Origin of the sequence: Streptomyces sp. NPDC048734 (genome assembly GCF_043198675.1) — a bacterium.
Classification (GTDB): Bacteria; Actinomycetota; Actinomycetes; order Streptomycetales; family Streptomycetaceae; genus Streptomyces.
This window is the reverse complement of the sequence record NZ_JBICUZ010000015.1, coordinates 86,508-100,205: the sequence shown is the minus strand read 5'-3', so window position 1 is coordinate 100,205 and position 13,698 is coordinate 86,508. Positions and strand designations below refer to the sequence as shown.

General features: G+C 73.3%; 9 protein-coding genes. 5 read left to right on the top strand and 4 right to left on the bottom strand.

Annotation, left to right across the window (positions count from 1 at the left end):
- The first annotated feature begins 9 nt into the window (after nucleotides 1-9).
- Genes dpgC through ACGFQC_RS30135 form a run of 3 tightly spaced genes read left to right on the top strand, consistent with a single transcriptional unit; the run spans nucleotide 10 to nucleotide 4,612 of the window.
- Complete coding sequence (gene dpgC, locus ACGFQC_RS30145; RefSeq protein WP_363091533.1) at nucleotides 10-1,377, top strand: (3,5-dihydroxyphenyl)acetyl-CoA 1,2-dioxygenase DpgC; 1,368 nt, start codon at nucleotides 10-12, stop codon at nucleotides 1,375-1,377.
- The gene (locus ACGFQC_RS30140; RefSeq protein WP_363091532.1) at nucleotides 1,374-3,107 is read left to right on the top strand and encodes a thiamine pyrophosphate-binding protein; all 1,734 of its coding nucleotides are present in this window, start codon (nucleotides 1,374-1,376) and stop codon (nucleotides 3,105-3,107) included. The genes dpgC and ACGFQC_RS30140 overlap by 4 nt, the downstream gene beginning before the upstream one ends.
- Nucleotides 3,108-3,157: 50 nt before the next feature.
- Nucleotides 3,158-4,612, top strand: a complete 1,455-nt coding sequence (locus tag ACGFQC_RS30135; RefSeq protein WP_363091531.1) for a benzaldehyde dehydrogenase — start codon at nucleotides 3,158-3,160, stop codon at nucleotides 4,610-4,612.
- A 56-nt stretch (nucleotides 4,613-4,668) separates the two neighbouring features.
- On the opposite strand, the gene ACGFQC_RS30130 is transcribed toward ACGFQC_RS30135, so the two are convergent.
- From ACGFQC_RS30130 to ACGFQC_RS30115, 4 genes are all read right to left on the bottom strand, one after another.
- A complete protein-coding gene (locus ACGFQC_RS30130) occupies nucleotides 4,669-5,985 on the bottom strand; it encodes an AMP-binding protein (protein WP_363091530.1) in 1,317 nt (438 codons plus the stop codon).
- A gap of 35 nt (nucleotides 5,986-6,020) precedes the next feature.
- Entirely contained in the window at nucleotides 6,021-7,283 is a 1,263-nt protein-coding gene (locus ACGFQC_RS30125; RefSeq protein ID WP_363091529.1) for a cation:proton antiporter, read from the bottom strand.
- Nucleotides 7,284-7,593: 310 nt separating this feature from the next.
- On the bottom strand, nucleotides 7,594-9,525 hold the full coding sequence (locus tag ACGFQC_RS30120) for a BTAD domain-containing putative transcriptional regulator (protein WP_363091528.1): 1,932 nt from the start codon (nucleotides 9,523-9,525) through the stop codon (nucleotides 7,594-7,596).
- Between the two features lie 78 nt (nucleotides 9,526-9,603).
- Nucleotides 9,604-10,971, bottom strand: coding sequence for a salicylate synthase (locus tag ACGFQC_RS30115; protein WP_363091527.1), 1,368 nt, complete (start codon nucleotides 10,969-10,971; stop codon nucleotides 9,604-9,606).
- Nucleotides 10,972-11,771: 800 nt separating this feature from the next.
- Here ACGFQC_RS30115 and ACGFQC_RS30110 point away from each other — a divergent pair.
- Together ACGFQC_RS30110 and ACGFQC_RS30105 are read left to right on the top strand one after the other, a co-directional pair.
- Nucleotides 11,772-12,461 carry a TetR/AcrR family transcriptional regulator C-terminal domain-containing protein gene (locus ACGFQC_RS30110; RefSeq protein WP_363091526.1) on the top strand — a complete coding sequence of 230 codons (690 nt, stop codon included), beginning with the start codon at nucleotides 11,772-11,774 and terminating at the stop codon, nucleotides 12,459-12,461.
- Nucleotides 12,458-13,624, top strand: a complete 1,167-nt coding sequence (locus ACGFQC_RS30105) for a saccharopine dehydrogenase NADP-binding domain-containing protein (RefSeq protein WP_363091525.1) — start codon at nucleotides 12,458-12,460, stop codon at nucleotides 13,622-13,624. Before ACGFQC_RS30110 ends, ACGFQC_RS30105 begins: the two co-directional genes overlap by 4 nt.
- The last annotated feature ends 74 nt before the right edge of the window (nucleotides 13,625-13,698 follow it).

Below are 13,698 nucleotides of genomic sequence, written 5' to 3'. Positions count from 1 at the left end.
GCGAGGAACATGACGGCACGTCATCTGGCGGACGCGGGGCGGTGGTCCGCGCGGACACCGGTCCTCAGCGGTTCCCTGCTGGCCGACGCCAACGCCCTGATGACGTACACGGCAGAGGCCGAGAAGCTGCTCGCGGAACTCCCGGCCAAGCCGGAGCGGGATCCCGGTCGGCAGCAGCTCGCCGCCGAGGTGATCTCCGAACAGCGGCGCGTGCGCAGCGCGTTCCTGGAACTGCACGCCGAGCGGGTCTACCACGAACTGACCGGGGGTCTACGGGAAGAACGCTCGCTGTCCGAGCTGGTGCTGGCCGCGTCCGAGGCCTTCCCCGGCCTCACCCCGACCGAGGCGCAGATGGCGGCGGAACGCCAGTGCGCGACACAGGCCGACAAGGAAGGCCGGGAGATCGACCAGGGCATCTTCTTCCACTGGGTGCTGCGGTCGCAGCAGGCCGGCCCCCATCTGATGCACGCCCTGCTGCGGCCCACACGGCGCGCCCGGTCGCTGCTGGGCGAGTTCGGCCGGACGGGGAACCTCGAGCTGGGCACCGTCCGGTTGGAGCGGATCGGCCGGGCGGCTCACCTCACCCTGTGCAACGGCCGGTTCCTCAACGCCGAGGACGACCGGCTCGTGGACGACCTGGAGACGGCCGTCGACCTCGCCCTGCTCGACGACCGCGTCGAGGTGGGGGTGTTGCGCGGCGGGAAGATGACCCACCCCCGCTACCAGGGCCGCCGGGTCTTCTGCGCCGGGATCAACCTGGTCGATCTGCACCACGGCCGGATCTCGTTCGTGGACTTCCTGCTCCGCCGCGAACTCGGCCACCTCCACAAGCTGATCCGCGGCGTCCGGGTCGAGGACGCCTGGCCCCGGCCCCTGGTGGAGAAGCCGTGGGTGGCCGCGGTCGACGGCTTCGCGATCGGCGGCGGCATGCAGATGCTGTTCGCCGTCGATCACGTCGTCGCCGCCGCCGACTCCTACTTCAGCCTTCCGGCGGCCCAGGAGGGCATCGTGCCGGGGATGGCCAACCTCCGGCTGACCGCGCTCGCGGGCGGGCGGCTGTCGCGGCAGGTCATCCTGTCCGGCCGCAAGCTCTGGGCGCGCGAGCCCGAGGCGGGGGCCGTCTGCGACGAGGTGGTCGACCCCAAGCTGATGGACGCGAGCGTCGAGGCGGCGGTCGCCCGCCTGGCGAGCCCCGCCGTGGTCCCGAACCGGCACATGATCAATCTCGCCGAGGAGCCGATGGACCGCCTCCGCGCGTACGCCGCCGAGTTCGCACTCGAACAGGCGTTGCGGCTGTACAGCGCCGACGTCATCGACAAGGTGGACCGGTTCAGCGCCGGCGCCTCCGCGGAGCGGCGGACGGGAAACGGCTCGTGAGGCCCGTCGACGCGATGCTGGAGGTGCTGCGCGACGAGGGCGTGACCCGGGTCTTCGGCAACCCGGGCACCACGGAACTCCCCTTCGTCGAGGCGGTCACGGCGGCCTCCGACATCCAGTACGTCCTGGGGGTCCAGGAGGCCTCCGTGGTCGCGATGGCCGACGGGTACGCCCGGGCCACCGGCCGCCCCGCCTTCGTCAGCCTGCACATCGCCGCCGGGCTCGCCAACGGCATGGTGGGACTCCTCAACGCCGGCCGGTCCCGCACCCCGCTGGTGGTGACCGCGGGGCAGCAGGACCGACGCCATCTGGCCCACGACCCCATGCTCTCCGGGGACCTGGTGGGGATCGCCCGCGCGGCGGTCAAGCACACCTTCGACGTCCAGCACGCCCACGATCTCCCGGGCATGCTGCGCCGGGCCTTCGCACTGGCCGTCCAGCCGCCGGCGGGCCCGGTCTTCCTCTCGGTCCCGATGGACCTCCTGGAGGAGGAGACGCCCGTCGACCCGCCCGCGCCGAGGTCGCGGCTCGGCGGCCTCGGCCCGGCCGCCGCATGGCCGGAGGCCGCCGAGCGGCTCGCCGCCGCGAAGCGACCGCTGATCGTCGCCGGTGACGGGGTGGGACGCGACGGCGCCGTGGCCGAGCTGGTGGCGGTCGCCGAGGCGACCGGGGCGGCCGTCTTCCACCAGCCGATGCACGACGGCGTGGACTTCCCCACCGTGCACCCGCTCTACGCGGGCATGCTCGACGCCCGCTACTCGGCGATCCGGGCCGCTCTCGAAGGCCACGACGTGGTGCTCATCGCCGGCACCCGGGCGTTCATGGCGCACCACTACGAACCCGGTTCGCCGATTCCCGCCGGCACCGACGTCATCCAGCTCGACAGCGACCCGGGCGAACCGGGGCGTACCTTCCCCGTGGCGCTCGGTCTGGTCGGCGGGGTCCGGGCCACGCTCGCGGCGCTCGCCTCGCAGCTCGCCGGGAAGGTGCCGGAGGCGCCGTCGCGGATCGGGGCGATCGGTCCCGTGCACGAGGCCGCCCGTGCGCGGGTGCGCGAGCGCGCGCTGGCGGGGTACGGCGCCGCCCCGATGGATCCGCTGGCCGCCGTGCACGCCGTCGTCTCCGGGCTCCCGGCGGACTCCGTCGTGGTGGAGGAGGCGATCACCAGCGGGCTGCTGCTGCGCAGCGTGCTGCCGCTGGAGCGTCCCCGTTCCTATGTCCACACGGTGGGCGGCGGGCTCGGCTCCGGCATCGGCGCCGCGATCGGCTCCCGGATGGGGGATCCCGGCCGCCCGGTGGTCGCCGTGCTCGGTGACGGCTGCACCCTGTTCGGACTCCAGGGGCTGTGGAGCGCCGCCCACTACCGCGTCCCGGTCACCTTCGTGGTCATGAACAACGGCGAGTACCGCACCCTGAAGGAGACGGCCGCCCGGCGGGAACGGGGCCGGGCCGCCCGCCGCGGCACCGGCGGCCCGCAGTTCACGGCGCCGCGGCTCGATCTGACGCCCGCCACGGACTTCCTGGGCCTCGGGGACCGGGCGGGCGGTCCCGCCGGCCTCGATCTCGCACCGCCGGAACTCGACTTCACCCGCGCCGCCCGGTTCTTCGGCATCAGTGCGGTACGGGCCCGCTCGACGGACCACCTCGCCGAGGCCGTGGCGCGGGCCGCCGCGGGAGCGGAGCCCGTCCTCATCGACGTCCCCGTCACGAGCCACGCCGACAGCGCCTGACCGGCGTGCGGACGTGTACGAGGACACCATCAGCACGTCAGGAGGAAGCCATGACAAGCCTGGTCGACACGACCGGAATCGCCGGGACGGTGTTCGGCGACGGCCGGCGGTCCGCGTCCGGCGGTGCCGTCGTCGAGGTGCTCGAACCGGCGACCGGGAAGACGCTCGCCCGGGTCGGCACCGCCGACGCGGCGGACGTCACCCGTGCCGCGGCCGGCGCGGCGCGGGCCCAGCCGGCGTGGAACGCCCTGCCCGCCGCCTCCCGTGCGGCGGTACTGCGGCGCGCGGCGGCCGTGCTGGAGGAGCACCGTGCCGAGGTCGTCCAGTGGCTGGTCCGCGAGGGGGGCGCGGTACGGGCCAAGGCGGAGACGGAGATCGCGGACGCGGTGGAGGAACTCCTCCAGGCGGCGGCGCTGCCCACCCAGCCGCACGGGCAGGTTCTGCCCTGCGTGCCGGGCCGGTCGAGCGTGGCCCGCCGGGTGCCGCTGGGCGTGGTCGCGGTGATCAGCCCGTGGAACGTGCCGCTGCTGCTCGCCCTGCGCTCGGTGGCCCCCGCGCTCGCCCTGGGCAACGCCGTGGTCCTCAAGCCGGACGTCCGTACACCGGTCTCGGGCGGCCTGGTGGTGGCGCGTCTCTTCGAGGAGGCGGGACTGCCGGAGGGGGTCCTGCACGTGCTGCCGGGCGATGCGGTCGCCGGCGGCGCCCTGACGGCCGACCCGACCGTGGCGATGGTGTCGTTCACCGGCTCGACCGCGGTCGGCCGGGAGGTGGGAGCCGTGGCGGGGCGCACCCTCAAGCGGATCTCGCTGGAGCTCGGCGGCAACAACGCGCTGATCGTCCTCGACGACGCCGGCCTCGAAGCGGCCGCCGCGGCGGGGGCCTTCGCGTCGTTCTTCCACCAGGGCCAGATCTGCATGGCGGCGGGGCGGCACATCGTGCAGGAGTCGGTCGCCGAGGAGTACACGCGCCGGCTGGTGGAGGAGGCCCGGCGGCTCACCGTCGGCGATCCGTGGACCGAACGGGTCGACCTGGGGCCGATGATCGACGCCCGTCAGCTGCGGCGCGCCCACGGGATCGTCCGCGACAGCGTCGCGGACGGCGCCGAGCTGCGGTGCGGGGGCGTCCCGGACGGGCCGTTCTACCCGCCGACCGTCCTCACCGGGGTGACCCGGAGGATGCCCGCGTTCACCGAGGAGATCTTCGGTCCGGTGGCGCCGGTCGTCGTCGTCCGGGACGACGACGAGGCGGTGGCCGTCGCCAACGACACCGAGTACGGCCTGGTGGCGGCGGTTCGAACGGGTTCGGTCGAGCGGGGACGGCGTCTGGCCGACCGGCTGCGGACGGGGATGATCCACCTCAACGACCAGACCGTCAACCACCAGGCGGTGGTGCCCTTCGGCGGCTTCGGCGCCTCGGGCAACGGCGCCCGGCACGGGGCGCAGTTCGCCTGGGACTCGTACACCCAGTGGCAGTGGATCACGGCCCGGAGCGACGAGCCGGCGTGACACCGTGCCGGCCTGGCACCGTGGCGGCGGCTCCGGGCGAACCGCTGACCACGGCGTCACACGGCTTCCGGGGCCATGCGCCCGGGAGGGGGCGACGAGGCCGCGGCCTCGTCGTCCCCTCCGCACGTACAGTGCCGGGGGGTGTCCGCGGGGCCCGGGTCCGTGAGCACGACGTCCCCGTCCGGGTTCCGCCGTCCGGCGAAACCGGAACGCAGGAGAGCCCCGCCGCGGCCGGGGACGAAGCCGTCGCCGATGACGTCGAAGGGCAGGGTCCGCCCCTGGGCGCACACTTCCCCCGCCTGCCCGGCGCGGAGGCTCTCCCCCAGGGCGCCGCGCACGCTCAGCCGCACGCCGGGCGCCGCCCCGACCACCGGGCTCGCACCACGGGACACGTCCTGTCCGGCGGGGTACGTGCTCACCGCCCAGGGCAGCACGCTCCCGCCGGGTGCGAACTCGGCGCGCAGGGCGGTGGTGGGCAGGACGCCGGCGTGCCGGGCCGCCAGTTCGGGTGTGCAGGGGTCGCCCACGAGGAGGATCATCCGGGGTCGCGGCGGGCGGGGTTCCCGCGCCAGGGAGTCGAGTACGCGCGCGTACTCCTCCGGTTCGTACACCGCGACGCCACCGTCGGGGCCCGCGACGGGTTCACCCGGCCGCGTGTACAGCGTGCTGCCGGATCCGAAGGCCCACCACATCGCCGACAGGGTGGCCGGTCCGGTGGGATGTTCGGTGACGGTGACCGTCCGGCCGGCGGGTCCGATCTGCGCGGACCTGGCGGCCATCGCCAGATGCCAGGCCCGGTGGTCCACCAGGTGTCCCGAACTCCACACCCCGCCCTCCCCGGCCGTCAGCAGGTAGGCGGGCTCGGCGGGTGCGGAGCGCGGCAGCGCCCGGTCCAGGCGACGCGCATCGAGCCGCTTCCACAGCTCGGGGTCGTCCAGGACGAACGTGCGGCGGTCGTCGCACTCCCACGCCCCCCGGGTCGCGCGGTCGCACAGCACCGTGTCGGCGCCGCTGACGACGGCGATCCGGCGGATCCGTGCGGCGGGGAGGCCGTGGGGCACCGGAACGCACACCCCGCCGGCCTTCATCACGGCCAAGTGGGCCACGAGCGTCCGCCGGTGGTCGTCGCAGTGCACGACGACCGGGTCCCCCAGCTGCACGTCGGCCCTCAGCAGCGCCGTGGCGAGCCGGCCGGAGAGGACGTCGGCCTTGCCGTAGGAGAGGACGTGCGGCCCCTCGCGCACCACGGCGGCGCGCGGGTGGCGCCGGGCGGCCCGGGTGAAGAGTCCGTCGAGTGTCCGGACCGACCCCGCCGGGTGATCCTGACGGCGGGTGCCGGGGCGGACGGGCTCCCGGAGTTCGGCCGAGGGCATGTCTGCGTCTCCTTCTGGTCCTTGTCCTGTTTCCGCTATGCGGCGGGAGTGACGGAGGAGGAGCGGTCCGGTTGCCCGGGGGTGGTCTCCGGCACGGTCACGGGCTTCGCGTACGTCCGGGTCAGTATGGGGCCGGTCATCGCCGTGGTCACCAGTGCCATGACGACCAGGAGGGAGTACAACCCGGCGTCGAGCAGCCCGGCCTGGAGTCCGACGCCGAGGATGATCAGCTCGGTGAGACCGCGGGTGTTCATCAGCGCGGCGAGCGCCGTCGCGGCCCTGGGAGGCAGCCCCGCGCTCCGGGCCCCCAGGTACGTCCCGCCGAACTTGCCGAGCACGGCGACCAGCAGGACGGCGGCCAGTTCGGTGATCTTCGACCAGCCGAACTCCCCGAGGTCGACCTTGAGTCCGGCCACGACGAAGAAGACGGGCAGGAGGACGGAGGTCACGGTGCGGGTGCGCTGCATGAGGTCGGCGCGCAGCCGCTCGGCGCCCTCGCCGGGCATGATCAGGCCGAAGAGGAAGGCACCGAAGATGTAGTGCATGCCCATGGCCTCGGTCGCCGCGCCGCAGAGCAGGGCACCGATCAGCACCAGCGGGTACCACCAGGACGCCGCGGGTCCGCGGCCGTCGCCCCGGCGTGTGCGGCGGCGCAGCCAGGGACGTACGACCAGGACCAGCACCAGGACGAACGGGATCATGAGGACCACCCGCCAGTGGGCGCCCCCGCCTCCGATCGCGGCCTGCATCCCGGCCAGGGCGGTCCAGGCGACCATGTCCACGAGGGCCGCCGAGGCCAGTGCGATGCCGCCGAGCGTGGTGCCGCCCAGGCCCCGGTCGGACAGGATCCTCGCCAGTACGGGGAAGGCCGTCACGGACACGGCCAGGCCGATGAAGAGGATGAAGGCGGCCTTCTGATCGGTCTCGTGGCCGCGCAGCAGGAGGCAGCCGAGTCCGATGCCGAGCACGAACGGCACCGCCGTCGATCCCAGGGTGACGAACGCGGCCATCCGGCCTCGGCCGCGCAGCGCCTGGCGTTCGATCTCCAGACCCACACCGAACATGAACAAAGTGACGCCGACGTCGGCCATCGCGCCCAGCAACGGCCGGATCCCGTGGGGGAACAGGGCGTCGGACACCGCCCCGTCCAGGAGCGTCGGTCCGAGGAGCACGCCGGCCAGGATCTCGCCCACCACGGGCGGCTGCCCGATCCTGATGGCGAGGTACCCCAGCCCCTGGGCCAGCACGAGGATGAACGCGAGGTCGAAGAGGAGTAGTGCCACCTGATTGCTGCTCATGGCGACCACTCTCCTTCAGCCACCTACAGATGCTCTGAACGGTCTCTAACGCCCGCCGCCACCCTGCGGAGCCCCCGGCCCGGCCGCCGGCGCACGGGCGCCCCGTGGCCCGCAGGGGCGTCACGGGGCATCCGGATCCGCAGGCCCCGGAGGGCCGTCCGTGACCGGCGGCGGACCGGCGCGCGGCGCCGGTCGAGGCAGGTCACGGACGCGGGAACGTCCGCACACCGGTGGTGTGCGGACGTTCCGGCCGCGCGGCGGTACCTCCCGGCCCGTGCCGCCCACCCGCCGGAGGGGGACGGGACGGGCCTCAGGCGACCCGGGCGGTCGCCTGGAGCAGACGGGCGACGGCGGCGCTGCGGTGGGTCAGCGGCTCGCGCTCGGCGCACTCGGCCGCGTAGAGCCGCATCAGCTCGTGGAACCGGTACTCGGCCCGGCCGACCTCGACGAGCAGATGGCGGCGCGCCAGCAGGCCCAGCGTGCCGGCCGCCTCCGACTCGGTGGTGCCGGCCAGGTCGGCCGCGGCCGGCACGGTGATCACCCCGTCACCGAAGAGCCCGAGGAGCCGGAACATCCTCGCCGCTTCGTCGGGCAGCGCCTGGTACGACGTCTCGAACAGGGCGTGCAGACTGCTCGAGGCGTCACCTCCCGACGCCAGCCGGTCGAGCCGGCCGTGCTCCTCGGCGAAGTGCTCGACCAGTGACGCCAGGGGTACGTCCTGGTTGGCGGCCAGCGTCTCGGCCATCATGCGCAGGGTCAGGGGCCGTCCGCCGGACAGTCCCGCCAGCCGCCTGGCCACGGCCTCCTGCCGTCGCAGCCGGTCCCCGCTCAGGCAGCGCAGCAGTGCCAGAGCGTCCTGGGTGCCGAGCGGGTCGAGCCGGAGCAGGTGCGCGCCGTCGCGGACGGCGAGGCCGCCCAGCCGCTGTCTGCCGGTGCTGAGCACGCAGGAGGAGCCGCCCGGGATCAGCGGCCGTAACTGATCGGCGCTGAGCACGTCGTCGAGCATCACGAGGACGCGCTTGCCGTGCAGCAGGCTCCGGTAGAGCGTCGCGCGGCTCGCCAGGTCCGCGGGGATGCGGGCGTCGTCGACCCCGAGGCTGCGCAGCACCTGGCGCAGGGCCTCGCAGGCGCTCAGCGAACGGCCCTCCATGCTCGTGCCGCGCAGGTCGACGTAGAGCTGCCCGTCCGGGAAGCGCGTCGACAGCCGGTGGGCCAGTTCGAGCACGAAGGCGGTCTTGCCCACTCCGGCCGGGCCGTCGATGACCACGATGGGGGTGGAGGTTCCTCTCCCGTCGTCGTCGGTGAGCAGCCGCGTCAGTTGTTCCAGTTCCCGGGAACGCCCGACGAACCCCCTGGCCACCGGCGGGAGTTGGGCGGGTCGGGGGGCCTCGGCGAGCCCCCTGCGGGCCGTGGCGGGCTCCGGGTCGGTCGTCCCGGCTCCCGCGGCGGTGAGGGTGGCCGTGCTCGTGCGGCCGGCCGCGTCCGGGGTGACGAGACTGCCGGTCAGGATCTGCTGGTGCAGCGTGCGCAGTTCGGCGCTGGGATCGATGCCGAGTTCGTGCCGCAGCAGCCGCCGGGTCTCGGAGTAGACCTCCAGGGCATGCGCCTGGCGTCCGCAGCGGTACAACGCCGTCATCAGCAGCCAGCGCAGTTTCTCGCGCAGCGGCTCTTCGGCCACCGCCCCGAGCAGCACGGTGACCGCCTCGACCGGGCGGTCCGCGGCCAGCATGTCGGCGGCCCACTCCTCGACGGCCGTGAGCCGGATGTCCTGGAGCCTGGTCCGTTCCATCGCCGCGAACGGGCCGGGAACGCCGGAGTGCGCCTCCCCGTGCCACAACGACAGGGCGGACTCGGCGGTGTCCAGCGCCTCCTGGAGTCTGCCCTCGGCCCGTGCGCGGCGCGCACGGGCGTGGCGGCGGGCGAAGAGCGTGGCGTCGACCGCCTCGGGATCGGTCCGCAGCGTGTATCCGCCGGCGGTGGAGATCAGCAGTTCACCGCTCTCCCGCCTGCTGCGCTCGGGCTCGAGGATCCGTCGGAGCCCGGCCACGTAGGTGTGGACGCCGTTGGCCGCCGTCTGCGGGATGTCTCCGCCCCACACCGCGTCGATGATGTGGTCGACGTTCACGACGTCGTTGGCCCGGCCGGCGAGCAGCGCGAACACGGCCCGCTGCTTGGGCGGACCGAGGACTACTTCCCTTCCGTGCCGCCAGGCACGCACCGGCCCGAGCAGTTGTACTGCCAAGGGCTCCCCCGTCATCGGCATCGCCCTACCACCTCCTGGGATCGTGGTCGCGGTCACCGGACCGCTTCTGCCAGTGATTCAGACGCACAGACGCTTCTCGGGCGTCTCCTCCGGTGCCACCGCCGCGCGTTCGATCGGACGCGCCACGAGACAGCCGGCCACACATCTCAGCTTCTCCCTGGTCTCCTCCAGTTCCCGTTCGGGCAGGGACCGTTCGACGATGCCGGCGCCGGCCTGGAGCCAGGTCTCGCCGTTCCGGCGGAAGACGCTGCGCAGGGCGAGTGCGGCGTCCATGGAGCCGTCCTGCGCCACGGTCATCACGGTGCCCGCGTAGAGGCCGCGAGGCCGCGGTTCGACGGCCGAGATGGCGTCGTACGCGGGGTGCTTGGGCACGCCCGAGGCGGTGACGGCGGGGAAGACGGCGGCGAAGGCGTCCCAGGGGCCGGACTCCGGCGCCATCCGGCCCACGACCCTGGAGGCCAGGTGCTGCACGGAGCCCCGTTCCTTGACCGCCATGTACTCCTGGACGACCACCGTCTCCGGCTCGCAGGGTCCGGCGAGTTCGTCGACCGCGACCTTCACCGAGATGGCGTGCTCGTGGAGTTCCTTCGGGTCCGCGAGGAGGTTCTCGCGCAGCCGCCGGTCCTCGTCGGCGTCGCCGGTCAGGGCCCGGGTGCCGGCCAGCGGCTGGCTGGAGACGGTGCCGTCGGGCCCGACCTCCACGACGGTCTCCGGGCTGAAGCCCAGCGCCTGGAGGCCCCCCATGTTCAGCAGGAAGGAGCGTGCGGGGGTGTTGGCGCGGCGTCCGGCGAGGTAGCTCGCCGGGAGGTCGATGTCGCAGGTGACGGGTACGGTCCGGGAGACCACGGCCTTCTGCAGTCGTCCGGCCCGTATGCGGTCCACGACGGTGGCCACGGAGGCCCGGTAGGCGTCGGCGCCGGCCTCGATGTCCACGGCGACGGGGCGGTGCCCGGTGTCCGCCTCCGGCTCCAGGCCGGCCAGGGTCTTCTCGACGAGGGCCATCTCCTGCGGGTCCAGACCGCGGACGAGGGCGTGGCTCCCGGACAGACGCGTCTCCGTCCTCGGAACGACGAGGTGGAGCAGGACGTCGTCACCGACCGGGCGGCCGGCGACGGCGTAGGCCAGCTCGAAGGCGCTCCAGCCGTACGCCCGCCAGTCGGCCAGCCGTAAGCCGTCGAGGAACTCGCGGACCTGGGCCAGCGGATCGCCCTGCCAGGGGCGTTCGACGGTGGTGCCGTCCTTCGTACATCGCACGGTGTCCGGTTTCAGTACGACCTCGGCCGCGACACCGCCGGCCACCGACCAGCCGTCCACCGCTTCGTAGACGATATAAGTGGAGAACAGACCCGACGCGGCGAGACCCGTTGCCGCGACAAGCGGCTCCACACCCGTCGGAACGGTAATCTCCTGGTACGCGAAAACCACGACCATTCCTCCTTGGGGCTGACGACCGAAATTGACCACTGCAAGGGCGGAAAACACTCGGCCGTTCTCCACAGGAGAGAACCAGGAGAAAATTGAATCCGGGTTACAGGAAGGAATCACGAGACGGCGCGGCTGGTGGCTACCGGCACATCAGCGCAGCCCGAAGGGACACTTGGGCATGCAGAAACCGTGAAACCTTCCTCCGAACAGGATGCCGTTCCCCGGAAATGAGCCATTGCCTCCGGGTGGCTGATATCCCCCTGCGACTCCCCTGAAAACCCAAGGGCAGTCGAACCGGGGGCGACTCTACCTAACGACTTCGACTCAGATCAACAACATTCCGGTGCACCTCCGAGAATTTACCTCGACTTGGCCGACTCTCACCTGGGGAGCGTTCACCGACGCACGATCTGGCCGAATTCAATTCCCCGTCGGCAAACGGCGTGAAGGCGGCCCGGTGCTTTTGCACGGGGGAGGTGACCGGGCCGCCCGGCCCCTGCCCGCGACACCGCGTGACGGTGCGCGGCAGAGCCCGTCTCATCCGGGCGCCGGACCGCCCGTCCGGGCCGGCGCCGCCAGCACGCGCCGGCACCGCTCCCGGTTCCGGCCCAGACTCCGCGCCGACCCTCCCATCGGATCCCCCCCCAGGTTTTTATACTTGTAAGTCTTACGCGTACAATAACTGTAGCCCGGACTTCTGCCGTTGTCACCACCGTCCCGGAGATCCCAGCACAACGCAGCGATCCGGCCCGCGGTCGGAGCGCGCACGGACAGCTCCACGACTCGGTTGGGAGACAGGTATGAAGCCCCGGAACGGGCGTAGAGGCGGTGCACGTCAGTCCGCTCCCCTCTCGCAGGAGACGATCGTCACGGCCGCGCTGCACATCCTCGACAGCGAGGGGCCCCAGCAGCTGTCGATGCGCCGGCTCGCCAGGGAACTGTCCATCACGCCGATGGCCCTCTACCACCATGTGCGCGACCGGCACGAACTGCTGTTGCTGCTGGTCGCCTCCCGGTCCCGGGGCCGCGACCGGCCGGTCCTGCCCGAGGACCCGCGCGAGCGGCTCCTCGCGGCCGCCCAGCTGCTCCACGACGTCCTCGCCCAGTACCCCTTCCTGCACGAGATCCTGGCCTCTCCCGACCTCCTGGCCGTCTCCGCGCTCTGGGTCATGGAGGCCCTCCTCGACGCGGCGGTCGAGTGCGGTCTCCCCCTGGAAGAAGCGGCCCAGGCGCATCAGGCCATCTGGCACTTCACGGTCGGCGTCCTCCTGATCCGCACGACCAGCCACCAGCACCACGCCGAACTGACCCGCCCCACACAGCGCGAGCGGGCCTTCGCCACCCTGTCGCCCGCCGACTTCCCCCACGTGACCTCGCTCGCCGACCGCTGGTCCTCGCTCACCGCGCGGGACACCCACCGGGAGGCCCTGGAGGATATCGTCGAGGGGCTGCTCGGCGGGCGTCCGGCACACCCGGGAGAACACGCATGAGCATCGACACGACACCCATGATCGGAATCCTCGGCGGGTACGGGCGCGTCGGCGCGGCCGCGGCCCGCCTCCTCGTCGGCCAAAGCGGCTACCGGCTGCGGATCGGCGGACGCTCGGCCGACAGGGCCTGGAGGTTCGCCCGGACACTGGGCGACCGCGCGGAAGCCTCGGTGGTCGACGCCCGCGACAGCCAGAGTCTGATGCACTTCACCCGGGGCTGTGCCACCGTGCTCGACTGCTCCGGGACCGCGTTCTCGCTCCGCGGCCGGGTCCGCGCCTCGGTCCTCGCGGCCGGCGCCCACTACGTGGGCATGATGGACGACGGCGGCTCGCGCACCCCGGAGGGAACCTGCTCGGCCGTGCTCTTCACGGGTCTTTCGGGCTCCCTGGCCGGCTGGGTGCCGCGCTGGCTGGCCGACGGTCTGGACTCCGCGACCCGCTTCAGCGGCTGGTGGGGCGGCCTCGGCGCCATCCCGTCCCACGCGGCCGTCTCCTGCCTGCTCGGCAAGCGCCGGGCGGTCGACCTCCCCGGTGACGGGTACCCCCAGGACCGCCACACCGGGGACGCCGAAGGACCGGGGGGTGGAAAGGCGCCTCCCGCGCCACAGCCCTTCATGCCGCCCGCGCCGGCCCACGCCGCCGCCGTCCGCCACGTCCTGCCCGACGAACTGCGGCAGCAGGCCTACCTCCTGCGGCTCCAGGACGCCCGCTGGCACGAGGTGCTCAAGGGTCCCGGTGTGCCAGCCTTCCTGGACCGGTTCGCCCTGCGCCGGCCGACGGCGGGCGACGGCGGGGCGCTCATGGCGGCCGCCAGGGAACTGGCCAAGGTGAGCGTGCGGGACGCGGCAGGAAGTTCCCCGTACCAGGTCATGTACGGCACCCTCGACGGACTGACGGCCGACGGCGTCGCCGTGCGCCGGAGCGCGCTCCTGCACTGCACCGACGTGACCGGACTGGCGGGGGTGTTCGCCTCGATCACCGCGCACGAGGTCACGGGGGACCGGGTCCCGCCCGGTGTGCACGTCATGGCCGCTACGCTGCCCCCCAGGGACACCGCCGACTGGATCGTGCGCCACCTTCCGCGGACGACCGCGCGGACGACGGAGGTTCCGGTCGGCGAGCCGGGCACGAGGACGACGCCGGCCGCCCGGCGTCCCGGATGAGGCCGTCGCCCGGTGGCGTGGCCGGGCGACCGCGTACGCGGGCCGGACCACCACCGCCCCCACCCCGAGCGACG

Coding starts and splice junctions, on each gene's coding strand:
- ACGFQC_RS30125 (WP_363091529.1), bottom strand. CDS start 7,283: ATGAGCAGCAATCAGGTGGCACTACTCCTCTTCGACCTCGCGTTCATC.
- ACGFQC_RS30110 (WP_363091526.1), top strand. CDS start 11,772: ATGAAGCCCCGGAACGGGCGTAGAGGCGGTGCACGTCAGTCCGCTCCC.
- ACGFQC_RS30135 (WP_363091531.1), top strand. CDS start 3,158: ATGACAAGCCTGGTCGACACGACCGGAATCGCCGGGACGGTGTTCGGC.
- ACGFQC_RS30130 (WP_363091530.1), bottom strand. CDS start 5,985: ATGCCCTCGGCCGAACTCCGGGAGCCCGTCCGCCCCGGCACCCGCCGT.
- dpgC (WP_363091533.1), top strand. CDS start 10: ATGACGGCACGTCATCTGGCGGACGCGGGGCGGTGGTCCGCGCGGACA.
- ACGFQC_RS30105 (WP_363091525.1), top strand. CDS start 12,458: ATGAGCATCGACACGACACCCATGATCGGAATCCTCGGCGGGTACGGG.